Here is a 23,617-nt window from a genome sequence, read left to right as displayed (position 1 = left end):
CGCCCCGGAATGACAGAGAGTTCCTAAACCCCCGGCGCCGGCAACCTTGCGATCGCGCAGGCGGCGCGGAGCGTGTTCACCAGCAGGCACGCCACCGTCATCTGCCCGACGCCGCCCGGCACCGGCGTGATCGCACCGGCGACGTTGAGCGCCTCCTGATAGGCGACGTCGCCAACCAGCCGCGGCTTGCCGCCGGGCACCGGAATGCGGTTGATGCCGACATCGATCACGGTCGCGCCCGGCTTGATCCAGTCGCCGCGCACCATCTCGGGCCTGCCGACCGCCGCATAGAGCAGGTCGGCACCTCGGGCGAGCTTCGGCAGGTCGCGCGAGCGCGAATGCGCGATCGTCACCGTCGCGTTCTCGTTCAACAGCAACTGCACCAGCGGACGGCCGACCAGATTGGAGCGGCCGATCACCAGCGCGTTCATGCCTTCGAGCGAGGCATGGACGCTCTTGGTCAGGATGATGCAGCCGAGCGGCGTGCAGGGCGACAGCGCGGTGAAGCCGCCGGCGAGCCGCCCGGCATTGTTCGGATGCAGGCCGTCGACATCCTTGGCCGGATCAATGGCATTGATGATGGTTTCGGTGTGAATGGATTTCGGCAGCGGCAGCTGCACCAGGATGCCGTGCACCGCCGGGTCGCGGTTGAGCTTGCCGATCAGCGCCAAGAGATCGGCCTCTGCGACGTCGGCCGGCAGCTTGTGCTCGAACGAGGCCATGCCGGCGGCCTGCGTCTGGGTGTGCTTGCTGCGGACATAGACTTCGCTCGCGGGATCATTGCCGACCAGGACCACGGCCAGCCCCGGCACAAGTCCGCGCTCGCGCTTGACGCGGGCAACCTCCTCCGCAACGCGTGCGCGGAGGTCGGCTGCAATGACTTTTCCGTCGATGATATGAGCCGTCATCTCAATCCTTCGCTCTGGTCAACTGCCGCAAGGTCTCGCCGAGTTGTCGTGGATCGCCCTCGATCGCCACCTGCTTCAGCCGCGACGTGGCGCCCGAGAGGATCTTCACCCGCCTCTTGGGCACGCCCAGCGCCTTGGCGAGCAGGCCCATTACCGCCCGATTGGCCTCGCCGCCGTCGGCGATGGCCCGGACCCGGACCTTCAGCACGCTGCGGCCGTCGGATAGCGTCTCGATACCGTCGATGTCGTCGCGGCCGCCGCGGGGCGTCACGCGCAGTGCAACGCTGATGCCATCGGCGGAAGTGCGCCAGGGTTCGGTCACCGTTCGGTCACCGGCCGAAGGGCGCTCAGATCACGTTGGGATAGACGTAGTACATGATCACCCGCTCGATGAACATGATCAGCAGGATCACGATGATCGGCGAGATATCGAGCCCGCCCAGGTTCGGCATGATGTTCCGGATCGGCGCCAGCACCGGTTCCGTGATCCGGTACAGGAACTCGGCCACTGCGGAGACGAACTGATTGCGCGTGTTTACGACATTGAACGCGACCAGCCACGACAGGATAGCGGCGGCGATCAACAGCCAGACATAGAGGTCAAGGACGATGATGAGGATGTCGAGGACGGCGCGCATGTGAAGGGGGCTCGCGGGTGGGACAGGGAGCTAAATATCGGTTCGCCCCTGCACAAACAAGGGAACTTGCGGGCTGATCGCGCCAAAAACCGGGCGTTTACTGTTCTTGACTTGCCCTCGGACGGGACGGTAAATGGCGCCGATTGCCGGCCGAGTTGCTCAGCACGGACCGGTCTGGACGGGGCCATAGCTCAGCTGGGAGAGCGCATCGTTCGCAATGATGAGGTCGGCGGTTCGATCCCGCCTGGCTCCACCAGCCTTCGCTGGCTTCGCTAGCTTCGGCTCGGCAAGCCCTATCGTGGCGAAGGCTGCCGCGTCGGAGCCCGAAGGGTGAAGGCGGGCTCTTTCCTCAACTCGCGAGCTACGGCTCGGCAAGCCCTATCATGGCGAAGGCTGCCGCGTCGGAGCCCGAAGGGTGAAGGCGGGCCTGTCTCACCACACCGAACCTGATTCAGAGCTGCCGCAGCCTCAGCGCTAACAGCGGACTATCGCCGCCGGAGCTGGAAGCCCCCAACGGCCGCCAGGATGAACGAACGCGGGAAGAACCGGAGCAGGACCGGCACCATTTTGATGAAGACGCCGGGCAGCACCGCGCGCTTGTTTGCCATCAAGCCGCGATAGGCCTGCTGCGCGACCTCCGCTGCCGAGACGTTGAGGATCGCGGAATCAAATCCCGGCGCGAACCCGGCGCGGGCCTGGAATTCCGTCGGCACCGGCCCCGGGCAGACCAGGGTGACACGGACGCCGTGCGGCTCAAGCTCCTTGCGCAGCGCTTCCGTGAACGACAGCACATAGGCCTTGGACGCGTAATAGACCGCCATGCCCGGCCCCGGCAGGAAGCCGGCGATCGAGCCGACATTGAGGATGCCGCCGCGATTTCGGATCACCGAATCGGTAAATCGCAGCGACAGGTCGGTCAGCGCGCGGATGTTGACGTTGATGATGTTGAGCTGGTCGACCCGGTCGCGCTTGTTCGCATAGCCGAACACGCCGAAGCCGGCATTGTTGACCATATACTCGACCTCGACGCCGGCCGCGGCCAGCGCATCGGCGATCCTGTCGCCGGCGTCGGATTGCTCGAGATCGCAGGGAATCACGATCGGCGCCGCGCCGCCCTTGGCGATGATTTCATTGGCGAGCGCGGTGAGGCGATCGGCGCGGCGCGCCACCAGCGCCACACGATGACCGTTGGATGCGAAAACACGCGCCAGCTCGGTGCCTATACCCGCCGATGCACCAGTAATCAGCGTCACACGCTCGGTCACGATCGAATGCTCTTAATCAACCACGGGGCCTGTTACGAACGGCCGGACGAGAGCATAGGCTTGTGGTGGGACGCAAGCCATCCGCGGGAATATCCGCATGCAGCGCCGGCCACGTTCGCGACCGGAATGCACCATTTTGGTGGCTTATCGCGCAAACCGGACCGGCTGCACGATATACATTAAAGTTTCGTCATCTGCACGGCGGAGCGAACAGCCCGCGAACGCCGTGTCAGATTGCCGCGTCTGCAACGCCCCAGGGCCCTCGCGGCAGGCTCGCCTGCTTCTCGGCCACGCGGCGCTTGAGATCGATGCGGTCGCGCGAGGAGACACCCAGGAGGTCCGCCGCGCGCCACACCACGTTGTCTTCGAACTCGCTGACCTGGCCGTCGGCATAGACCAGTTCCCACATCATCTCGACGATGCGCAGGCGACCGTCCTCATTGACCTGCCGCATGATGACGCTGGTGAAATGATAGAGATCGACCGCCTCGCCTTCGATCCGCGTGGCGGAAGCAATCAGTTTGTCCGCGGTGCCGGGATCGAGACCAAAGCGGTTTTCGATCAGGCTGTGCAGTTTGCGCTTCTCGTTCGCGCTGGGCTCGCCGTCGATCGAGACGACGTGCACGAGCAGCGCGGTGGCGGCAAGACGATAATCATTGTCATCGAACGCACGATCCGCTTGCGCATCGGGCGACACAATATCGGCAATGAACTGGCGAAGTCCGTCGAGCATCAACGCCTCTATCGATTGACAGTGTATGGGGACGTATATGGCGTGGAAGTGCAGTCCACGCAATCGCGCCGGTGCGGCGGTCTGCATTACGTTTAGGCAATCTGGGCGCCACTGTCATCCCCGCGAAATCGGGGACCCATAACCACAGGGAGTGGTTGCTTGGCGAAAGCGTCGAGCAGATCGCTCTACTGATAGATTCCGCGGTATGGGTCCCGGCTCAAGGCCGGGACGACAAGACTCAAGGTATCTCGTACACCACCATCTTGTCGGCGATGCCGCGCAGCGCCGCTTCCTTCTGGATCGGCCGGATCTCCGCTTTCTCCAGGATGGAGACCACTTCCGGCGAATCGATGATCGGCGCGGTGATGTGGATTTCCTGCTGGGTTGACAGGCTCTGCACACGTGCGGCGATATTGACGGTCTGGCCAAAATAATCCTGCCCCTCGTTCAACATCACCGCGAGGCAAGGGCCTTCGTGAATCCCGATCTTGACGATCAGGTCCTGCTTGCCGCGCTCGTCGTTGAGCTTCTTCATCGCCGCACGCATGCGCAAGCCGGCCGCGAGCGCATGTTCAGGCTTGATGAAGGTCGCCATCACGGCATCGCCGATGGTCTTCACGACCGCGCCGTGCTCGGAAGCGATGATATCGAGCAACGCATGGAAATGCGCGCGCACCAGATCGAAGGCGGCGAGATCGCCGACCCGCTCGTAAAGCGCGGTCGAACCCTTGAGATCCGTGAACAGGAAGGTCAGCGAGGTGATCTTCAATCGCTGGTCGACGTTGAGATTGTCGGCCTTGAAGACGTCGCGGAACGTCTGGTTGCTCAGCATCCGCTTCGCCGTAAGGATCGGCTTGCGCCTGCCCAGCATCTGGTGCAGCGCGTCGCCCGCAATCCAGACCGACGGCAATGCGCGGACGCCGGCCTGATTTTCCAGCGCAAGCCGCAACGGCCCTGGCCGCAGCACCGTCGTGCCGGTCGGCGCGTGCAATTTGTTGTAGACGATTGAAAGCTGCTGGCGATCGGTGGTCGGCTCGCCCTGAATGTCGAGGAAGTGCGCCGAATGCGTCACCGGCTCGAACACGATGACGAACTGCTTGGGCAGATTCAGCGACAGGATCGCCTTCTCGCCGGCCGGCATTTCGAGCGCTTCGAGCGTGGTTTCCTTGACCAGGCGCGAAAACGATTCCTCGTTGAGGTCGATGCCCGAGCTCCAGAACATCTGCCGCATGTACTCCCAGATCGGCAGCGAATTCGGATCGTGGGCACCGATGCGGCGGACCCGCGGGCTGACGGTGAAGGCGACCTCGACCATTTCGTCGACGGAAGCCTCGTAGCCGGCGGCGCAGAGCGCGCAATTATAATCGTCGTGACGCAGCGATTTCAGCGTCGAGTGCGCATCGAGCACCCCGCCGCATCCGGGACACAGCACGTTCCAGCTCATGTCGAACAGGCCGAGCCGTGAGGCATGCAGGAAGCCGGAAATGACCTTTTCCTGGTCGAGCCCGGTGCGCCCGGCGAAGTCAAGCACGTTGATGCGGTTGAGTTCGCGATCATCGCCATCGGCAATCAGCCGCGCGATTTCATCGACGACGGCCGGATCGGCCGTCTGTTTCAACACTGCGAACTGGGCCTGCGTATCGCTCATGGCGAAACCTTAGATGAGGCGACCTGCGCCGAAACGCAAGGTCCGTTTACCGCGGCGTGATCGCAAACATCGGCGAGCGGTCGGGCTGGGTCGTCACCACCCCGACCGGCATCACCGGCTGCTTGTCGACCAGCGAGACGCGAAAGGCGCCGATCAGTTTCCCCAGCGCCAGCGTCGCCTCGACCAGCGCGAAATGCGCGCCGATGCAGACCCGCGCGCCGACGCCGAACGGCAGATAGGCAAAGCGATCGGGCGGCGTGCCGGTCATGAAACGCGACGGCACGAACGCCGCCGGATCGTGCCAGAGCTTCTCATGCCGGTGCAGCAGCCACGGCGCGATCAGCACCACGTCACGCTTCCTCACGGGCATGCCGGCGATCATATCCGCCCCCGCCGCGGCGCGCGCGATCAGGAAAGCCGGCGGATAGAGCCGCATGGTCTCCTCGATGACGGCGCGGGTGAACTTCAGCCGCTCGATCTCGAGCCCACCGCCCGCGGCAACCGCCTTCACTTCAGCGGCAAGATCCTCCTGCGTCGCAGGATCGAGCGAAAGCAGGTAGAGCGCCCAGAACAAGGCAGTCGCCGTCGTCTCATGGCCGGCGAGGATCATGGTCGCGATCTCGTCGCCGAGCTGCGCGTCGGTGAAGGCCTGTCCGGTCTCGGGGTCGCGCGCCGCGACCATGAGGTCGAACAGATCGCGCGGCGGCGCATCGCTCTTCTTGCCGGCGGCGCGGCGCTCCGCCATCAGCATGGCCACGAACGCGGTCCAGCGCTTGCGGAAGCGAGCGCGCGCGAAATCCTGCGGACTCGGCCAGCCGAGCGGCAGCAGCATGTCGAGGAAATGCGGCCGCGCCAGCCGCTCGCCATAGTCCATGACGAAATCGCGCAAAGTGCCACCATGGCGATCCATGCCGAACGAGAACATGGTGCGGCCGGCGATCTCAAGCGTCATCCGCTGCATGGTCTGGCGAAGGTCCACCGGACGGTCGCTCGCGGCCTTGAGCTTTGCGATGGTCTCGTCGGTCACCGCGATCATGTGCGGCACCAGCGTTGTGATCGCACGCGGCGTGAAGGCCGGCGCGAGCGTGCGGCGCTGGTGTTTCCAGGCGCGGCCTTCGGCGATCAGGAGACCTTCGCCGAGCATCGGGCGCAACACCCGGAAGGCGGCCGGCGTGCGCGTATAATTCTCGCAATTGTCGACCAGCACATGTCTGATCGCATCTGATGTATTGAGGATGAAGCTGCTGCGGCCGAAGAAGCGGCCGCGGACGATCTCCTCCTCGTAGGCGCGCTGGCCCCAGCTCGCGATCGGGCTTTCGCGGATAGCCCTCATGCGCCTGAAGGCGGACATGTCGTCGGGCGCGCGCGGCGGAGCCGGTGGGACCAGCCGCTTCCGCGAGACCGGCAGGTCGTAGACTTCGGCTATGCTCATGGTGCTTGCTCCAGTCTCGATCCGGCAGTCTACGCTTCCCGCCGGGCGCGATGAAGGCGCAAAACAGCTTCCTTCCGAAGAGTTCGCCCGAACACGCTCATTTGTTACCTCGCTGCCCCCTCGTCGAGCTGCCAAGCCGCGTCTTTGCGGTAGGGAAATGACAGCATGACGACTGGACAATTCAGGCGTTTGACGGGCATCACTCCGCTGCCGGAATCAGACAGCCAACAGAGGACTACGGAACCACCATGACAGCATCGCCGCGACGCTCGAGCCTGGCCGCCGACGGCATCATGGCGCCGCTTGTGCATTCGGTGTTCCGGCGTATCTGGCTGGCGAGCCTGCTTTCCAACCTCGGAATCCTGATCCAGGGCGTCGGCGCCGCCTGGGCCATGACGCAGATGACGTCCTCGGCCGACAAGGTGGCGCTGGTGCAGACCGCCCTGATGCTGCCCATCATGCTGATCGCGATGCCGGCCGGCGCCATTGCCGACATGCACGACCGCCGGATCGTGGCGATGGTGTCGCTTGTGATCGCGCTGGTCGGCGCCACCGTGCTGACGGCGCTGGCATGGCTCGACCTGGTGACGCCGAACATCCTGCTTGGGCTCTGTTTCATCGTCGGCAGCGGCATGGCGCTGTTCGGCCCGGCCTGGCAGTCCTCGGTCAGCGAGCAGGTGCCGCCCGAAACGCTGCCGGCCGCGGTGGCGCTCAACGGCATCAGCTACAACATCGCCCGCAGCTTCGGGCCCGCGATCGGCGGCATCGTGGTCGCAACCGCGGGCGCGGTGGCCGCCTTTGCGCTCAACGCCCTGTTCTATCTGCCGCTCCTGATCGTGCTGTTCCTCTGGGACCGCGTCAGTGAGCCGTCGCGGCTGCCGCGTGAGCGGCTCAACCGCGCCATCGTCTCCGGCGTGCGCTACATCAACCATTCGCCGTCGATCAAGATCGTGCTGACGCGCACGCTGGTCACCGGCATCATCGGCGGCTCGGTCTCCGCCCTGATGCCGCTGGTGGCGCGCGACCTCTTGCATGGCGGCGCGCAGACCTACGGCATCATGCTCGGAGCGTTCGGCATGGGCGCGGTGCTCGGCGCCCTGAATATCGGCGAGGTGCGCAAACGGATGAGCGGCGAGGCTGCGGTACGCGTCTGCGCGATCTCGATGGCGGGGGCGATTGCTGCGGTCGCAATCAGCAAGCAGCCGGTGGTGACTGCGGCGGCGCTGGTGCTCGCCGGCGCGGTCTGGATGATGGCGATCGCGCTGTTCAATATCGGCGTGCAGCTCTCGGCGCCGCGCTGGGTCGCCGGCCGCTCGCTGGCGGCGTTCCAGGCCGCGATCGCCGGCGGGATCGCGATCGGAAGCTGGGGCTGGGGCCGCCTCACCGATAGCGCCGGCGTCGAGATCGCGCTCCTTGTCTCCGCCACCCTGATGCTGTTGTCGCCGTTGCTCGGACTATGGCTCAGGATGCCGCCGGTCGGCGCCCGCAACGAGGACGCCACCGAGGCGCTCGCCGATCCCGAGGTCCGCCTGTCGCTCACCCCGCGCAGCGGCCCGCTGGTGGTCGAGATCGAGTACCGCGTCGCGCAAGAGAACGCCCGCGCCTTCCACAATGTGATGCTGGAGGTGCAGCTCAGCCGGCAGCGCAACGGCGCCTATGGCTGGTCGATCGCGCGCGACATCGCCGATCCCGAATTGTGGACCGAGCGTTATCACTGCCCGACCTGGCTCGATTACCTGCGCCAGCGCAACCGCGCCACCCAATCCGAGCGCGAACTGCATCTGAAGGCGATAGCCTTCCATCTCGGCCCCGAACCGATCCGGGTGCGCCGCATGCTGGAGCGTCCCTTCGGCTCGGTGCGCTGGAAGGACGAGACGCCCGACCCCGGAGCCACCGAAGTATTGCCTGTCGTCGCGACGGCGGCCGGGAGCAGCACGTAGTCTCTGTTGCCGTCACTGCCCGTGCGTCGTCAGCGTCTGCTGGCACGTCCTGGTGAGCCGGCCGCGGTGCTCCTTCAGGCAGGCCAGCACGGCATCATCGCCCTTGTCGAGATACGCCCGGCAGAACCGCGACGCGTCACGTGTACAGGCTTCCCGCCCCTGCTGCTGCGCCGAGGCCGCGGACGCCGCCAGAACCAATGGAATGACGAACAGCAATCTGGTCATTTCTGAAAACCTTCATACCACCGACGGGCGCGACAACGGCGTTCTATGTTGTTTCCGCGCGCCGAAGAAGGTTCAAACGGCGGCGCGGGCAGCCTGGTTCCGACTGGAGGTCGCAGCCAGCGAAACCACTTGCGCTGCATCGCCGCAAGCATCTCGCGAACTCCGCTGCGTTCGCGATCGTGCGCTTGGGCGGGCGCCGACTGTGACCACCATCACGCAGAACAACGGCCTAATTTTCTTCGCCAAAGGCAAGCGCGTTGGGATCGCGTTAAGACCTCGTTGGCACTAATGGCTCGTTACGAGCGTGTGCCCCGAGTTTCCTCAAGAGAGTAGCGATGCGTAATCCGATAGGCCTGATGCTGGCCGTGGTTGTTTCGGCGGCCGTGATCGCCGGAGTGTGGTTCTGGACTGCTTCGCCGCGGGCCGATGCGGCCCCTCCGCAAACTGTCGCCGCCCGGCCGGCGGATCCGCTGCCCGCAGCGGCCACGAAATCGGCCGCCAAGGACGATGTCGAGACCACTGCCGCGGTGTCGAAACAGGCGGCGGCCGCCCCGGCGCCTGCTCCCGCACCCGCACCGATGCAGGCAAAATCGACCTGCGCCAATCCCGATGCACTCGGCGTCAGCCGCACCGTCGTCATCGACACCACGGGCGGACCGGGCTTCGGCTTCCTGCAATACAAGCAATTCGACTTCCTGACGGACAAGGAGGTCGTGCTGACCTTCGACGACGGCCCGTGGCCGACCACGCCGGCGGTGCTGAAGGCGCTTGCGGACGAATGCACCAAGGCGGTGTTCTTCCCGATCGGCCTGCACACCACCTATCATCCGGAAATCCTGAAACAGGTTGCCGCCGCCGGCCACACGGTCGGCTCGCACACCTGGTCGCATGCGCATCTCGACAGCAAGAAGCTGACGGAGCAGCAGGCCAAGGACGAGATCGAGAAGGGGTTCAGCGCCGTGAAGATGGCGATCGGCACCGCGCCCTCGCCGTTCTTCCGCTTCCCGGCGCTCGCCCACACGCAAGCGACCCTCGCCCATCTGGCCAGCCGGAATATCGCGATGTTCTCCGTCGACGTCGATTCGCTCGACTTCAAGTCCACCTCGCCCGACCAGGTCATCCAGACCGTCATGACCAAGCTGGACAAGCAGGGCAAGGGCATCATTCTGATGCACGACCTGCAGAAACACACCGCTCAGGCACTGCCGACGCTGCTGCGCCGCCTGAAGGCCGGCGGCTACAAGGTGGTTCAGATGAAGGCGAAGGAGCCGCTGGAAACGCTGCCCGAATACGACGCCCTCTTGGTCAAGGACATGAAGGTCCCGGCCGTGAGCGCGCGCCCGCTCTCCAGCGTCGTGCAGACCGTTTCGCAGCAGTAGCTGATCGAAGAACGCTCCCTTTCGTCGTCATGGCCGGGCCTGTCCCGGCCATCCACGTTTTTGAGGGGTTCGGAATTGTCACCGACGGTTCGTCTTACCCACGACGTGGATGCCCGGGACGAGCCCGGGCATGACGGATGAGATCAGCACCGTACGGAACGATTCGCGCTGACCCTATTGAAGAAAAATGGTTTGAGCGGTGGTGCCGCAAGAGGGACTCGAACCCCCGACCCCGTCATTACGAATGACGTGCTCTACCAACTGAGCTATTGCGGCGGACCCGTTCGGCGACTGGCCACTTGATATTAAAGCATGATCTTTTCGGAAAACCGGTTTCCACTTTTCCGGATCATGCTCCACACGCGTGCGCACTGATATCGGGCGTGGCTCCGATTGGCAAGGTTGACGCGGTCATTTGACCGCGTCTCAGCTCCCCCACCGGGACAGAAACCCGCGCCAGCCGCCCGCCTGGGCCTTCGGGGGGCCGATTTGTTCGGAAAATTCGTCGCGGGTGCCGTCCTCCTCGATCCCGGGGTCGTCGGGGGCGCGAACAATGGGAATGACGGCCGGAATCGGCGTCGGCGGCGTTTTGGGGATGTCCTGGCGGGCGCGGAACAGCGGCGCGACGGCCGCGGGCGATGATTCGGCAGGTAACGGTTGTGGCGCGGGCGGGTCGGATGCCGTCGCCGGCGGCGCCGCTGGGGCTGGTTCCGCCGGGGCCGGAGCCGGCGGCGCATTGTCCTGCGCAGCAGGCTGTGCTGCTTCGACCGGTTTTATGGGCTCGACCGGCTTCTCGGCCACCGGCTCGACCGGTTTTGCCGGCGGCGCGCTCGGCGCTTCCTTCGGCAGCTCGATCCGCTTTGACGCCAGCATGGCTTCCTCGAACGGCGAGGATTCGATCGCCGGGCCCTTGTCCGACGGCAGTGCCGCGACCGGCGTCTGCCACTGGAAGGCATCGAGCCGGCCGGTGACCGGCGAAACCGGCCGCCAGCGGTCGCTGACATAGCCGTCCGCGGTCCAGGCCAGATCGTGCAGCGCGCGCACCGCGCGCAAGGTCCAGGCGCGGGCACGGCCGCTGTCGCCATGCTCGGTGCGCTCGATCTCGGCCATCAGCAGCGCCACGCGCTGCGTCGGCGCGGCGATGAAGGGTGTAAGCGCCTCGCGCGCCTTGGCGAATTCGGCGGCGTCGATCGCGGCGCGCGCGATCGCGAGCGCGCCTTCGATGTGGCCTGATGTCTTCGCCGCCAGCGTCTCGACCCGCACCAGCCGCTGCCGCGCGGAGTCCCCTAGCTTCACATGCGCATAGGCATCGGCGAGATCGGGATGCGGCTGCGACAGCCACGCGGTCTCCACGATCTTCATCGCGCGCCGCACCTGGTGCGCCTCGCTCTCATATTTGGCGGCGAGCACCGCGGCCGGGATCAGCGTCGGCGCGAGCTTGATCGCCTCCATCACGCTTTCGCGCGACAGGTCGCGGTCGACGGTCTCGAGCTCGAGCGCCCGCGCCGTGAGCAGCACGCCGCGCTGCCGCCGATAGGTCGCCTTGTCGATCAGACCGGACGTCTGGTTGTTGTCGAGGATCGAAAGCGCACCGGCCCAGTCGCCCTTGGCGCAGCAGAAGCCGAGCACGGCCTGCGAAGCCCATGGCGAGGACGGCGAAACCTTCAGCGCTTCTTCCGCGATCATGACGGCGGCAACCGCATCGTCCGAACGCTGCGCCTCGATGAACAGGCCGCGCAGGCCGAGCAACCGCGTATCCTCGCGCTCGGCCATGGCGCGGAACGCACGCTGTGCACCCTCGCGATCGCCGTCAAGCTGCGCCGATTGCGCGTTGAGGAGAAGCGCAAGCGGATCGCTGCCGGCGTGACGCCGCGCGGTTTCCGCATGCGCCCGCGCCGCCGTGGAATCGCCATAGCCGATCGCGAGCAGCCCCTGGGTGATCGCATGACGGCCCCGGGCGTGACGGCGCTCGCGCCGGCCGCGCCGGATTCGCGTCGGCATCCGCCACAGCCCGAACAGGATCGACCACAGGATGATGGCCGCGACCATGATGATGCCGAGCGCCAGCGCGAATACCGGCAGCGTGGTTGCGATGCGCCAGCCGCCAGTGGACAGCACGACGTCGCCGGTCTGGTCGGCGACCCAGGCCGCGCCCGCCGCGGCGAGCGCGATCAATACCAGAAACAGAATGATCCGGATCATGGAGAACCTACTGTCCGGCCTTCGCGAGCCCAGCCATGGCATTGTCTGCGAATGTTCGCGAGGCCGCCAGCGCCGCAGTGCGCGCCTGCACTTTTTCGAGCCACGCTTGCGCCGCCGTGCGATCGGCGGGCGCCAGCGTCATCAATTCACGCTGTGCCTCGCCAAGGTCGTTGCGCAGTGCAGCCTGGGTGATGCGCGCAACCACGCTGCCGCGATCGGTACCGGCCGCATCGGTGCGCTCGATGCGCACGAGCTTTGCCGCGCCGGCCTGCAGGCGATCGACGATGCCGGCGCCGGTGGTGGCAGCGGCCGAAGGCGGAGGCGGCGCGAGCTTTGGTACGATCTCGAGCAGCTCGCGGCAGAGCGCGCCCGCGCTCGGGACGCCGGAGGCCGCGAACACATCAAGCGGCTTGAGCGCGTCGGGGTTTTCCGCAAACTGCTTGGCGGCCTCGAGCGGCGCCGCGTAGGCATCGCCATGACGGAGCGCGACATCGAGCAGCGCTGCGGCAACCACGCGGCGCAGGGGCATATCGTCGGCGAGCTTTGCGTCGGCGGCGCCCACTTCCGCGATCTTGTTGCCTTGCTGGGCGAGCTCGGCCGTTTGCATGCGCACGGCGCTCTCGATCCTTGCGATGCGATCGTTGAGCGCCGAAAGATCCGGCGCGGACGCGGACGTATCACGTGGCATCGCCTTCGCCTGATCGATCGCGGCGGCCAGCTTGTCCGATTGTGCGCGTGACGCCGCGAGCTCGCCGCGCAGCGCGCTCACGGATTTCTCCACCTCATCGATCCGCGCGGTCACTGCCGGATTGCTTATCCTTGATTCCAGACCTGCGACGCGCCCCGTGAGCTCGTCGATGGCACCGGCGTTGAGCTGCGGCACGGGCGGCTGCACGGCGGGCCAGCCGAGCAACCAGCCGACGCCGATCACCAATGCGGCTGCGACAGCGCCCGAAACAGGTGCGACCACCCAGGGCGATATCGGGCGCGGCGGAGGTTCGGACGGAGCAGGCTCGGGTTCCGGATCCGGCGCGGCTGCAGCCGTCTCCACCGCGGGCTCGGGCTCGGGCGCCGCCTCGGCGGCCGCGGTTTCGACGCTCGCATTCTCGCTGGGCGCCGGCTCGTCATCCGTTACGGCGGAATCCGTTTTGGGCGGTTCGCTCGACACTTCGGTTGCCTTGAGATCGATGGTCGGCGGCGCACGCCGCGGCCGGGCGGAGGAATCCGCCGCTGATTCGATGTCTTCGGGCCTCTGATCGACCATGCAGCGGTTCCCTCAACTAGTTAGGACGCCAAGATTTAGCAGACTGGAGCGTGTTCCGGAAAAGTGGGCACCGGTTTTCCGAAAAGATCACGCTCGAACAACGAGCTAGAGCCGGTTCTCTTAAGCCAATCAGGGCCGTAAAGCACGCGTCAGGACCTCGAACAGGGCATTTTCGTCCGGCGAGGCGGCGGTGACGACCTGGGTGGCTCCGGCCTCGCGCAGGACAGCGGCAACACTGGCCGAAATGCAGCAGTGCGGCGACGCCAGGGCCGATATTTCGAGGCCTTCGGCCCGCGCGGCATCGAGAAACGCCCGCGCGCTGCGGCGGGAATAATGCAGCACAGCCTCAATACCGCCGGCCATGAAAGCGTCACACACCGGCCGCGGCAGGCCTGCCACCGGACTCATCCGGTAAGTCGTACGGGTGATGACCATAAAGCCCGCTTCGCCCAGTTCGCCGGCGAGATCGCGCGAAAGGTCGGCGCCCGCGAAATAAAGCAGAGTTGCGGACTTTTTCAGTTTCTTGGCCTTCCTGCGCGCCCGCACGAGCTCGTAGAGCGCGGTGGCATCCCCGTTGGCGCTGACCACCTCGCCAAATCCGGCCTCGCGCGCCGCGGCAGCGGTATGCTCGCCGACCGCAAACAACGGCAAGCGAAGCAGCGCATGGCCGGCGAGCTGTGGCGCCACGGCGCGCAGCGCATTGGCGCTGGTGACGATGACGGCGTCATAGCGCGCCGCATCTTCTTCCTGGAACGGCAGCGCCTCGAACCGCAGCATCGGCGCGAGCAAAACCTCAAACCCCCGGCTGCGCAGGCTGTCGGCAGTGGCCTCGCCATCTCCTTGCGGGCGCGTGACAAGAACGGCCATCTTCAGGCTTTCAGGAGCGACATTTGGGACTGAACCGACGATTGCACGCTGTGACCTCACAATGCTACCGAGTGACGGACGGAAGGTAGCGATAGCACAAGGGCCGAGATTGAGTAACGACACGCCGATGCTGGTGTTGGGTATAGAGACCACCTGCGATGAGACCGCAGCCGCTGTGGTCGAGCGCCAGAGCGACGGCAGCGGACGGATCCTGTCCAATATCGTGCGCTCGCAGACAGAAGAGCACGCGCGCTTCGGCGGCGTGGTGCCGGAGATTGCCGCGCGCGCCCATGTCGATCTGCTCGACGGCATTGTCGATCGCGCCATGAAAGAGGCTGACGTCGGCTATGCGCAATTGTCCGCCGTCGCCGCTGCCGCAGGCCCCGGCCTGATCGGCGGCGTCATCGTCGGCCTCACCACGGCAAAGGCGATTGCGATGGTGCACGAGACGCCGCTGATCGCGGTGAACCATCTGGAAGCGCATGCGCTGACGCCGCGGCTCACTTGTGCATTGGCGTTTCCCTATTGCCTGTTCCTGGCCTCCGGCGGCCATACCCAGATCGTCGCCGTAGTCGGCGTCGGCCAATATGTGCGGCTCGGCACCACCGTCGATGACGCCATGGGCGAGGCGTTCGACAAGGTCGCAAAGATGCTGTCGCTGCCCTATCCGGGCGGGCCGGAGGTCGAGCGCGCGGCCGAAGGCGGCGACGCCACGCGCTTTGCGTTTCCGCGGCCGATGCTCGGTCGGCCCGACGCCAATTTCTCGCTCTCGGGTCTGAAGACCGCCGTGCGCAACGAAGCGAGCCGAATGGCGCCGCTGGAGCCGCAGGATGTCAGCGATCTCTGCGCCGGTTTTCAGGCGGCGGTGCTGGAATCGACCGCGGACCGGCTGAGCGTCGGCCTGAAATTGTTCCAGGAGCAGTTCGGTCCGCCGCGCGCGCTGGTCGCGGCCGGCGGCGTCGCCGCCAATCATGCGATCCGCGGCGCGCTGCAGGACGTCGCCGCCAATGCACAGACGACGCTGATCATTCCGCCGCCCGCGCTCTGCACCGACAATGGCGCGATGATCGCCTGGGCCGGCGCCGAGCGGATGGCGCTCGGCCTCACCGACACGATGGACGCGCCGCCGCGCGCCCGCTGGCTGCTCGACGCCAATGCGAAAGCGCCTGCGGGCTACGCCAACACACGCGCGGGATTTTAGCGGATGCCGGCGCATCAATCCGTTGGCGTGATCGGCGCGGGCGCGTGGGGCACGGCGCTCGCGGCTGTCGCGGCGCGCGCCGGTCGCGATGTCACGCTCTATGCGCGCGACGCGGCGCACGCTGCGCAGATCCAGGCGACGCGCACCAATCCAAGGCTTCCCGGCGTGCTGCTGGATGCGAGCGTCAAGGTAACCGCGGACATCGCCGCGATTGCCCGCGCCGACCTCATCCTGGTCGCAACGCCCGCACAGCATCTGCGCGCAGCCGTCATGCATCTGGCGCCGCAACTTGCGCGGGCCACGCCTGTGATCGCCTGCGCCAAGGGCATCGAGCGCGGCACCCACAAGTTCATGACGGACGTAATAGCGGAAGCCGCGCCCGATGCGACGCCGGCGATATTGTCGGGACCAAGCTTCGCCGACGATGTCGCGCGCGGGCTTCCAACAGCGGTGACGCTGGCGACGAAAGATGAAGCGCTTGCGGGTTCGCTGGTGCAGGCGCTGGGGTCGCCAACGTTCCGGCCTTACCATACGACGGATGTTCGCGGCGTCGAGATCGGTGGCGCCGCCAAGAACGTGCTGGCGATCGCGGCCGGCATCGTGGCTGGCCGCGAGCTCGGAGCGTCGGCGCTTGCCGCACTGACCACGCGCGGCTTCAGCGAGCTCGCGCGGCTCGGTCGCGCCTGCGGTGCCCGCGCCGAAACATTGGTGGGACTGTCCGGCCTCGGCGACCTGATCCTGTCCTGCTCCAGCCTGCAGTCGCGCAACTTCGCGCTCGGCATCGCGCTTGGCCGCGGCGAGCGGCCGGCGACCGGCAAGCTTGCCGAAGGGGAATTCACAGCGCCGGTGCTGATCGAGCTTGCAGCTTCGCAAAATATCGAGATGCCGGTATCAAATGCGGTCGCAGCGATCCTTGGCAAGCAATTGACGATCGATGCCGCGATCGAGGGCCTCTTGACGCGGCCGTTCAAGGCGGAGGGATGATGATGGCGTACTGGCTGGTGAAATCCGAACCGTCGAGCTGGTCCTGGGACCAGCAGGTGGCGAAGGGCGCCAAGGGCGAGGCCTGGACCGGCGTGCGCAACTTCACCGCGCGCCAGAACCTCGTAAACATGAAGAAGGGCGACAAGGCCTTCTTCTATCACTCCAATGAGGGCAAGGAGATCGTCGGCATCGCCGAGATCATCAAGGAGGCCTATCCCGACCCGACCGACAAGACCGGCAAATTCGTCTGCGTCGACATCAAGGCGGAGAAGCCGCTCAAGACGCCAGTCACGATCGCCGCGATCAAGGCTGAGCCAAAGCTCTCCGACATGGCGCTGGTGAAATATTCGCGCCTGTCGGTGCAGCCGGTCACCGCGGATGAGTGGAAGATCGTCTGCAAGATGGGCGGGCTGTAAGCCGCAATGCGTAGATTCCATGGGGCGGTGAGCGCGCCCTTTCCGGTAGGTTTGGGTTTCCACACTCGAACCATCGGAGAGTCTGATGCAAGCATTGACCAAGAACACGCCCACCGCCGGGCATTGTGGCACGATTTTCGTTGCGATCGAACTGAGTCAGAAGACGTGGCTGGTGACGCTGCACAGTCCGGATCGGGACCGGATATCGCGCCACAAGCTGGAAGGCGGCGATCACGCCGGGCTGCTGGCGCTGATCGAGCAGGTCAAGGCCCGGGCGACTGCGAAGCTTGGAGCGGCGCCGCGGGTGGTGAGCTGCTACGAGGCTGGCTATGACGGCTTCTGGCTGCACCGGCTGCTCGCGGCGGCTGGGATCACCAACTTCATCTTCGACCCGGCGAGCATCGCGGTGGAGCAACGGGCGCGGCGGGCGAAGACAGACCGGATCGATGGCGAGCTTCTGCTGCGCACCTTGATGGCTCATTTGCGAGGCGAGCCGCGGGTGGTGCGGATCGTCCGGGTGCCGAGCGTGGCCGAGGAGGACGCCCGGCGCGCCAGCCGCGAACGCGAACGACTGGTGAAGGAGCAGACGGGGCACACCAACCGGATCAAGGCGCTGCTGCGCCTGTTGGGCATGGCGGCCGGCACCTTGCGACGACGGACCTGGCTCGCCTGGCTGGAGCAGCAGCGGGACTGGCAAGGGCAGCCGCTGCCGCCGCAGCTTCTGGCCGAAGTGAAGCGCGAGCATGCCCGGCTGATGCTGGTGCGCGACCAGCTCAAGGCGCTGGAGCAGGCCCAAGTCGCTACAGAAGTCGCGGCAGAAGTCGCGGCGGAAGCCGCCGCGGCGCCGGCGCCGATGGCGAAGCGACGGGATCAGTTGCAGCAGCTCAAGGCGCTCGGCCCGGCGTTTGCCGCGACGCTGGTGAACGAGGTGTTCTACAAGGACTTCCGCAACCGGCGCGAGGTCGCCAGCTATTGCGGATTGGCGCCCAGTCCCTGGCAAAGCGGCAGCATCGATCGCGAGCAGGGGATCAGCAAGGCCGGCAACCGGCGCGCCCGCCACAAGACGATCGAACTGGCCTGGCTCTGGCTGCGCCATCAGCCGGACAGCGCGCTCAGCCGCTGGTTCCGCACCCGCACCGAAAACGCCGGCAAGCGCGCCAAGCGCATCGCCATCGTCGCGCTGGCGCGCAAGCTGATCGTGGCGCTGTGGCGCTATCTCACCACCGGCCTTGTTCCGGAGCAGGCCGTGATGAAGGCCTAGCACCGGACCACGCCACCAGGGCGAGGCGGCTCCGCGCCGCGCGCCCCGTACAGGATGGATGATGACCGTGCCACCCAGGGGCCCAACCAGGCCGCTTTGTAGATGGGTCTCATCCTCTTGGCTTCCTCGCCGCAAGCATGCGGAATGTGGGTACGGATCAGCCGATCCGACCGGATATGAGGTGATGCAGTGAGCTGCAGAAATCTTCGGAAGCCAATCCTCGCCCGGGGCCCGGTCGTCGCGCTGCGCTACGCATGGCTCCGCGCGCCGCCCTCTCACTGCAAAAACCCAACCCGCACCGGTTCAAGAGCCTTGACTCACAAAGCCCCATATGAGGGTGGGCAAAGCGAAGCGTGCCCACCATTAAGTACTCCGCTTGTGCTGGTGGGCACGCTGCGCTTTGCCCACCCTACGGAATCTTTAAACCGCCGCCGCGGTCACCACCTGCGCCAAGAGCTGCTCGCGTTTGGCTTGCGTGCGATAGCCCTTCATCGTCGCCGCAAAACGCTCCAGGATGCCATCCTCGAACGCCGTGACGATGGTGTCGTGGACATAGCTCTTGCGGCAGATCGTCGGCGTGTTGGAGAGTTCATCGGCCGCGGCGCGCACCGCTTCCAGCACCTGCTTCTTGCGGCCGCGGGCGCTCGACGCCGGCGTGATCCGCGACAGCGATTCGAGCACGACGGCGGAGGCCATCAGCGTGCGAAAATCCTTCAGCGAAATCTTGATGCCCGCGATCTCGCGCAGGAACGCATTCACCGCCGTGGTCGACGCGGCGCGTACGATGCCGGACCTGTCGCGGTACTGGAACATGCGCTTGCCCGGCACGGTACGCAGGATGCCGATCGCACGCACCAGCTTGGCCGCGTCGCATTCCTTGCGCACGGCCTTGCCGCCCTTGGCCTTGAAGGTCAGCACCAGGCAGTCGTCCTCGAGCGTGACGTTGGATTTCAAGAGCGTGGTGGCGCCGCGGGTGCCGTTGAGGCGCGCATAGGATTCGTTGCCGGGGCGGATCGCCGTGCGCGCGATCAATTCGATCACCGCCGACAGCGCGAATTCGCGCGTCGGCTCGTCGCCCGACAGAAATTTCGAGACGTTGCGCCGGATCTTCGGCAGCGCCCCCACCAGCTTTGCCAGCCGATGCGCCTTGCGATGCTCGCGCACCTTCTCCCAGTCGGCGTGATAGCGGTACTGCAGCCGTCCGGCGGCGTCGCGGCCGACCGCCTGCAAATGCGAACTCGGATCGTGGGAGTAGCGCACCTCGCGATAGGCCGGCGGCACCGCCATCGCGTGCAGGCGGCGGATGGTGCGTGCGTCGCGGATGTGCGAGCCGTTGGCGCGAACGAAGGAGTAGCTCTTGCCGCGCTTGATACGGCGGATGGTAAGCAGAGCCTGGTCGCCGAGCTTCAGGCCCAGCTCCTCGGCGAGTTCCTTCACCGAGGTCTTGACGACGATCTTCTGCTTGGGGGTCGGCAGCTTGGACGGCCATTGGCCCAGTGCTTTCGCCAGCGGCAGGGTCGGATCGGCGGAAACGGGCCGAGTAGCCACAAAATTCTGCTGATCCATCATGACCGTTGACGCCTTGGCTCCACTGTTTGTCGGTAATGCCGATTTTTATGGCTTGGTTCCGGAGGGTCCTTAGCCCCGGGAAGGCCATTTAGGGGGTTGCTTGGCTTTTTGCGAGTCGCGAATCAGTCATTGACGGTTTCTAAATACCGTTCATGGGTGCCATTCGCGCGATAACGTTGATTTTGGCTTCGCCCAAAACGTGATTTTGATCGCTCCGGTCAGGTAGAGCCAAGGCAGCCGACCAAGGTCCAAGACGCCGGCGCTTGTCCGGGTATTGTCCGGCGACGCATAATCGCCGTAACGATGAAGATGGCCCGCAACACCGGGATCACGCGGGCCGGATGTCGAGTGGAGGGGATATAATGTCCGAGAAGATTTATGACGTCTCAGCCGATTGGGCCAAACGCGCCTATGTCGACGACGCCAAGTACCGGGAGATGTATGCGCGCTCGGTTTCCGACCCCAACGGCTTCTGGGGCGAGCACGGCAAGCGCATCGACTGGATCAAGCCGTACACCAAGGTCGAGAACGTCTCCTTCGCGCCCGGCAACATCTCGATCAAATGGTTCGAGGACGGCGTGCTCAACGTCGCCTGGAACTGCATCGACCGCCATCTGGAGACGCGCGGCGACCAGACCGCGATCATCTGGGAGGGCGACGATCCCTCGAAGTCCAGGCACATCACCTATCGCGAGCTGCACGACGAAGTCTGCCGGATGGCCAACATCCTGCGCAACCGCAACGTCGGCAAGGGCGACCGCGTCACCATCTATTTGCCGATGATCCCCGAGGCCGCCTATGCGATACTGGCCTGCGCGCGGATCGGTGCGATCCATTCAGTGGTGTTCGCGGGCTTCTCGCCCGACAGCCTCGCGCAGCGCATCAACGACTGCAAATCCAAGGTGGTCATCACCGCCGACGAAGGTTTGCGCGGCGGCCGGAAGGTGCCGCTGAAGGCCAACGTCGATGTCGCCCTTGGCAAGACTGAGGGCGTCGACTGGGTCGTCGTGGTCAAGCACACGGGTGCTGCCGTCGATATGAACCCGACCCGCGACTTCTGGTACCACGAGGCGGCCGAGATGGTGACGACGGACTGCCCGTGCGAGCCGATGCACGCGGAAGATCCGCTGTTCATCCTCTATACGTCAGGCTCGACCGGCCAGCCCAAGGGCGTGCTGCACACCTCCGGCGGCTATCTCGTGTTCGCGTCGATGACGCATCAATACGTGTTCGACTATCACGACGGCGACATCTACTGGTGCACCGCCGACGTCGGCTGGGTCACCGGCCACACCTACATCCTCTACGGCCCGCTCGCCAACGGCGCCACCACGCTGATGTTCGAGGGCGTGCCGAACTATCCGGACAATTCCCGCTTCTGGCAGGTCATCGACAAGCACAAGGTCAACATCTTCTACACCGCGCCGACCGCGATCCGCGCGCTGATGCAGGGCGGCGACGAACCGGTGAAGAAGACCTCGCGGGCCTCGCTGCGGCTGCTCGGCACGGTCGGCGAGCCCATCAATCCGGAAGCCTGGGAATGGTACTACCGCGTGGTCGGCGACAACCGCTGCCCGATCGTCGACACCTGGTGGCAGACCGAGACCGGCGGCATCCTGATCACTCCGCTGCCCGGCGCGACCAAGCTCAAGCCGGGCTCGGCGACGCGGCCATTCTTCGGCGTGGTGCCGGAGATCGTAGATGCCGACGGCAAGGTGCTGGGGGGAGAGGCGACCGGCAACCTCTGCCTGATCAAGTCCTGGCCCGGCCAGATGCGCACCGTCTATGGCGACCACGCCCGTTTCGAGCAGACCTATTTCTCGACCTACAAGGGCAAGTATTTCACCGGCGACGGCTGCCGGCGCGATGCCGACGGCTATTACTGGATCACCGGTCGCGTCGACGACGTCATCAACGTCTCCGGCCACCGCATGGGCACCGCCGAGGTCGAGAGCTCGCTGGTGGCGCATGCGGCAGTGTCGGAAGCCGCCGTGGTGGGCTATCCCCATGACATCAAGGGCCAGGGCATCTACGCCTATGTCACGCTGATGGCGGGCACGGAGCCGACCGAGGAGTTGCGCAAGGAATTGGTCGCCTGGGTCCGCAAGGACATCGGTCCGATCGCATCACCCGACCTGATCCAGTTCGCGCCGGGCCTGCCCAAGACCCGCTCCGGCAAGATCATGCGCCGCATCCTGCGCAAGATCGCCGAGGATGAGCCGTCAAGCCTCGGCGACACCTCGACGCTGGCCGATCCCGCCGTGGTCGATGATCTCGTCAAGAACCGGCAGAACAAGAAGGGCGCTGCGGTTTAAGACTTCGGCAGGGGGAATTCATGGGGCTGCACTTTGTTCGTCTGGCCGCCGCGGCGCTACTCGCCGCGGCCGGCCTCATGCTCGGCGCGCCGGACCTGCACGCGGCGAACCTCGACGAAGCTTGCGGCGGGCCGGAGAAGATCACCTGCAACTCTGCGCTGTTCTGCCGCAAGGAGGTCGGACAATGCGGCGTCGAGGAGGCCAAGGGCACTTGCGAGAAGGCCCCGGCCTTTTGCATCCGGATTCACCGGCCGGTCTGCGGGTGCAACGGCAAGACCTACCCGAACGAGTGCGAGGCGCGGCACGTCAAGGTCGCGATCGATTACACCGGCCCTTGCAAGAAGGCGCCGGGTGCCGCCGAGCCGAAGCCGGAGAAGCCGCCCGCGACCAGGAAGAAAAAATCGAGCAAGTAGCCGCGCGGCCGCGATCGACACCTTCTCAAGCGATCGTCAGACGTTTTGCCGCGATGCCGACACGTTTGCCGCCGAGCGTTGTTTGCAGGTCATTTACTTTATTTTCAGTTTTTCTTCGCTTCCCCCCAACGCAAGCCGTCCCACGACAGACATAAGAAGACAGCCGGTTAACACACGCGGTCAACAATGCCGGGTGCGAACGGCAGGCCGGTGCCTGACCGGCGGCGCGATATCTGAGGGCCCTGACATCTCGGGGCGCTGACAAAGGGCTGGAAGTGGAGAGCTTCATGTCGATGAGGATCGCGGTGGCCGTGGCTGCCACCTTTGGGCTGGGCGCATTTGGAGTGAGTGCACTAATGCCGACGACCGCCGAGGCGCGGCCGGAGATCGTGGACATGCACGGCGACCATTTTTCTCCGGGCACGATCGTGGTGAGGACCGGCGAACGGCGCCTCTACCTCATTCTCGATTCGGGCCACGCCATGCGTTACCCGGTCGGCGTCGGCAAGACCGGCAAACAATGGGCCGGCACCACGCAGATCGACGGCAAGTACCGCTACCCGGCCTGGTCGCCGCCCGCCGAAGTCAGGCGCGACAAGCCTTCCATGCCCGACGTGATTCCCGGTGGCTCGCCGAGGAATCCGATGGGCGTTGCCGCGATGACGCTCGCCGGCGGCGAATACGCGATCCACGGCACCAACGTGCCGGGCTCGGTCGGCGGCTTCGTCTCCTACGGCTGCATCCGCATGCTGAACGACGACATCACCGACCTCTATTCCCGCGTCCCCGTCGGCGCCACCGTGGTCGTCACGCACTAGATCATGATTCGATCACCTCTCCCGCTTGCGAGAGAGGTCGGCGCTTAGCGCCGGGTGAGGGTTCTATCCACTTGGGGAGTCCCAATGCGGAGGCACCCGCTTGCGGGAGAGGGAGCGCAGCTTCACCGGGGCTGCCTGT

Annotated in this window: 21 protein-coding genes and 2 tRNA genes; 10 read left to right on the top strand and 13 right to left on the bottom strand. The window is 65.7% G+C overall.

Annotation, left to right across the window (positions count from 1 at the left end; all coding sequences use genetic code 11):
* Positions 1–23: 23 nt before the first annotated feature.
* Genes ACVJGD_RS29665 through ACVJGD_RS29655 form a run of 3 tightly spaced genes read right to left on the bottom strand, consistent with a single transcriptional unit; the run spans position 24 to position 1,546 of the window.
* Positions 24–908, bottom strand: coding sequence for a bifunctional methylenetetrahydrofolate dehydrogenase/methenyltetrahydrofolate cyclohydrolase (locus ACVJGD_RS29665; RefSeq protein ID WP_456637548.1), 885 nt, complete (start codon positions 906–908; stop codon positions 24–26).
* Position 909: 1 nt separating this feature from the next.
* Positions 910–1,230: a DUF167 domain-containing protein gene (locus ACVJGD_RS29660; RefSeq protein WP_456637547.1), complete on the bottom strand. Its 321-nt coding sequence runs from the start codon at positions 1,228–1,230 to the stop codon at positions 910–912.
* 25 nt (positions 1,231–1,255) lie between these two features.
* Positions 1,256–1,546 carry a YggT family protein gene (locus ACVJGD_RS29655; RefSeq protein ID WP_456637546.1) on the bottom strand — a complete coding sequence of 97 codons (291 nt, stop codon included), beginning with the start codon at positions 1,544–1,546 and terminating at the stop codon, positions 1,256–1,258.
* Positions 1,547–1,726: 180 nt separating this feature from the next.
* On the opposite strand from ACVJGD_RS29655, the gene ACVJGD_RS29650 reads away from it, so the two are divergent.
* Positions 1,727–1,802 (top strand) — tRNA-Ala (locus ACVJGD_RS29650).
* A 229-nt stretch (positions 1,803–2,031) separates the two neighbouring features.
* On the opposite strand, the gene ACVJGD_RS29645 is transcribed toward ACVJGD_RS29650, so the two are convergent.
* The 4 genes from ACVJGD_RS29645 to ACVJGD_RS29630 all read right to left on the bottom strand — a co-directional run bounded on the left by ACVJGD_RS29645 (position 2,032) and on the right by ACVJGD_RS29630 (position 6,624).
* Positions 2,032–2,811, bottom strand: coding sequence for an SDR family NAD(P)-dependent oxidoreductase (locus ACVJGD_RS29645; protein ID WP_456637545.1), 780 nt, complete (start codon positions 2,809–2,811; stop codon positions 2,032–2,034).
* 229 nt (positions 2,812–3,040) lie between these two features.
* A complete protein-coding gene (locus ACVJGD_RS29640; RefSeq protein WP_456637544.1) occupies positions 3,041–3,544 on the bottom strand; it encodes a tellurite resistance TerB family protein in 504 nt (167 codons plus the stop codon).
* Between the two features lie 238 nt (positions 3,545–3,782).
* Positions 3,783–5,192, bottom strand: a complete 1,410-nt coding sequence (locus ACVJGD_RS29635; RefSeq protein ID WP_456637543.1) for a DUF5939 domain-containing protein — start codon at positions 5,190–5,192, stop codon at positions 3,783–3,785.
* Between the two features lie 46 nt (positions 5,193–5,238).
* Complete coding sequence (locus ACVJGD_RS29630) at positions 5,239–6,624, bottom strand: cytochrome P450 (protein WP_456637542.1); 1,386 nt, start codon at positions 6,622–6,624, stop codon at positions 5,239–5,241.
* Positions 6,625–6,872: 248 nt separating this feature from the next.
* Between ACVJGD_RS29630 and ACVJGD_RS29625 the strand changes: the two genes are divergently transcribed.
* Entirely contained in the window at positions 6,873–8,564 is a 1,692-nt protein-coding gene (locus ACVJGD_RS29625; RefSeq protein ID WP_456637541.1) for an MFS transporter, read from the top strand.
* 12 nt (positions 8,565–8,576) lie between these two features.
* On the opposite strand, the gene ACVJGD_RS29620 is transcribed toward ACVJGD_RS29625, so the two are convergent.
* A complete protein-coding gene (locus tag ACVJGD_RS29620) occupies positions 8,577–8,789 on the bottom strand; it encodes a hypothetical protein (RefSeq protein WP_456637540.1) in 213 nt (70 codons plus the stop codon).
* 335 nt (positions 8,790–9,124) lie between these two features.
* Here ACVJGD_RS29620 and ACVJGD_RS29615 point away from each other — a divergent pair, with 335 nt between their 5' ends.
* Positions 9,125–10,168: a polysaccharide deacetylase family protein gene (locus ACVJGD_RS29615; protein ID WP_456637539.1), complete on the top strand. Its 1,044-nt coding sequence runs from the start codon at positions 9,125–9,127 to the stop codon at positions 10,166–10,168.
* A 200-nt stretch (positions 10,169–10,368) separates the two neighbouring features.
* Here ACVJGD_RS29615 and ACVJGD_RS29610 read toward each other — a convergent pair.
* From ACVJGD_RS29610 to ACVJGD_RS29595, 4 genes are all read right to left on the bottom strand, one after another.
* Positions 10,369–10,444: transfer RNA gene (locus ACVJGD_RS29610), tRNA-Thr, on the bottom strand.
* Between the two features lie 150 nt (positions 10,445–10,594).
* Positions 10,595–12,370 (bottom strand): heme biosynthesis HemY N-terminal domain-containing protein, encoded by a 1,776-nt coding sequence (locus ACVJGD_RS29605; protein ID WP_456637538.1) that lies wholly within the window; start codon positions 12,368–12,370, stop codon positions 10,595–10,597.
* A 7-nt stretch (positions 12,371–12,377) separates the two neighbouring features.
* Positions 12,378–13,634 carry a COG4223 family protein gene (locus tag ACVJGD_RS29600; RefSeq protein ID WP_456637537.1) on the bottom strand — a complete coding sequence of 419 codons (1,257 nt, stop codon included), beginning with the start codon at positions 13,632–13,634 and terminating at the stop codon, positions 12,378–12,380.
* Between the two features lie 129 nt (positions 13,635–13,763).
* Positions 13,764–14,501: a uroporphyrinogen-III synthase gene (locus ACVJGD_RS29595; RefSeq protein ID WP_456637536.1), complete on the bottom strand. Its 738-nt coding sequence runs from the start codon at positions 14,499–14,501 to the stop codon at positions 13,764–13,766.
* A gap of 127 nt (positions 14,502–14,628) precedes the next feature.
* Between ACVJGD_RS29595 and tsaD the strand changes: the two genes are divergently transcribed.
* From tsaD to ACVJGD_RS29575, 4 genes are all read left to right on the top strand, one after another.
* Positions 14,629–15,702 carry a tRNA (adenosine(37)-N6)-threonylcarbamoyltransferase complex transferase subunit TsaD gene (gene tsaD / locus ACVJGD_RS29590; protein ID WP_456640415.1) on the top strand — a complete coding sequence of 358 codons (1,074 nt, stop codon included), beginning with the start codon at positions 14,629–14,631 and terminating at the stop codon, positions 15,700–15,702.
* Between the two features lie 3 nt (positions 15,703–15,705).
* On the top strand, positions 15,706–16,686 hold the full coding sequence (locus ACVJGD_RS29585) for an NAD(P)H-dependent glycerol-3-phosphate dehydrogenase (protein ID WP_456637535.1): 981 nt from the start codon (positions 15,706–15,708) through the stop codon (positions 16,684–16,686).
* A 2-nt stretch (positions 16,687–16,688) separates the two neighbouring features.
* Positions 16,689–17,102 carry an EVE domain-containing protein gene (locus tag ACVJGD_RS29580; RefSeq protein ID WP_456640414.1) on the top strand — a complete coding sequence of 138 codons (414 nt, stop codon included), beginning with the start codon at positions 16,689–16,691 and terminating at the stop codon, positions 17,100–17,102.
* Between the two features lie 85 nt (positions 17,103–17,187).
* The gene (locus tag ACVJGD_RS29575; RefSeq protein ID WP_456632918.1) at positions 17,188–18,363 is read left to right on the top strand and encodes an IS110 family RNA-guided transposase; all 1,176 of its coding nucleotides are present in this window, start codon (positions 17,188–17,190) and stop codon (positions 18,361–18,363) included.
* Positions 18,364–18,783: 420 nt separating this feature from the next.
* Here the strand turns inward: ACVJGD_RS29575 and ACVJGD_RS29570 are convergent, their stop codons facing one another.
* Positions 18,784–19,932, bottom strand: coding sequence for a DNA topoisomerase IB (locus ACVJGD_RS29570; protein WP_456637534.1), 1,149 nt, complete (start codon positions 19,930–19,932; stop codon positions 18,784–18,786).
* Positions 19,933–20,294: 362 nt separating this feature from the next.
* Here ACVJGD_RS29570 and acs point away from each other — a divergent pair, with 362 nt between their 5' ends.
* The 3 genes from acs (at position 20,295) to ACVJGD_RS29555 (ending at position 23,478) form a co-directional block, all read left to right on the top strand.
* Positions 20,295–22,247: an acetate--CoA ligase gene (gene acs / locus ACVJGD_RS29565; protein ID WP_456637533.1), complete on the top strand. Its 1,953-nt coding sequence runs from the start codon at positions 20,295–20,297 to the stop codon at positions 22,245–22,247.
* A 20-nt stretch (positions 22,248–22,267) separates the two neighbouring features.
* Positions 22,268–22,660, top strand: a complete 393-nt coding sequence (locus ACVJGD_RS29560) for a Kazal-type serine protease inhibitor family protein (RefSeq protein ID WP_456637532.1) — start codon at positions 22,268–22,270, stop codon at positions 22,658–22,660.
* 287 nt (positions 22,661–22,947) lie between these two features.
* Positions 22,948–23,478, top strand: coding sequence for a L,D-transpeptidase (locus ACVJGD_RS29555; RefSeq protein ID WP_456637531.1), 531 nt, complete (start codon positions 22,948–22,950; stop codon positions 23,476–23,478).
* Positions 23,479–23,617: the final 139 nt, after the last annotated feature.

It is taken from the genome of Bradyrhizobium sp. USDA 10063, from assembly GCF_054063735.1.
The sequence above is the reverse complement of the archived record's forward strand: the minus strand, read 5'-3'. Positions and strand labels throughout refer to the sequence as shown.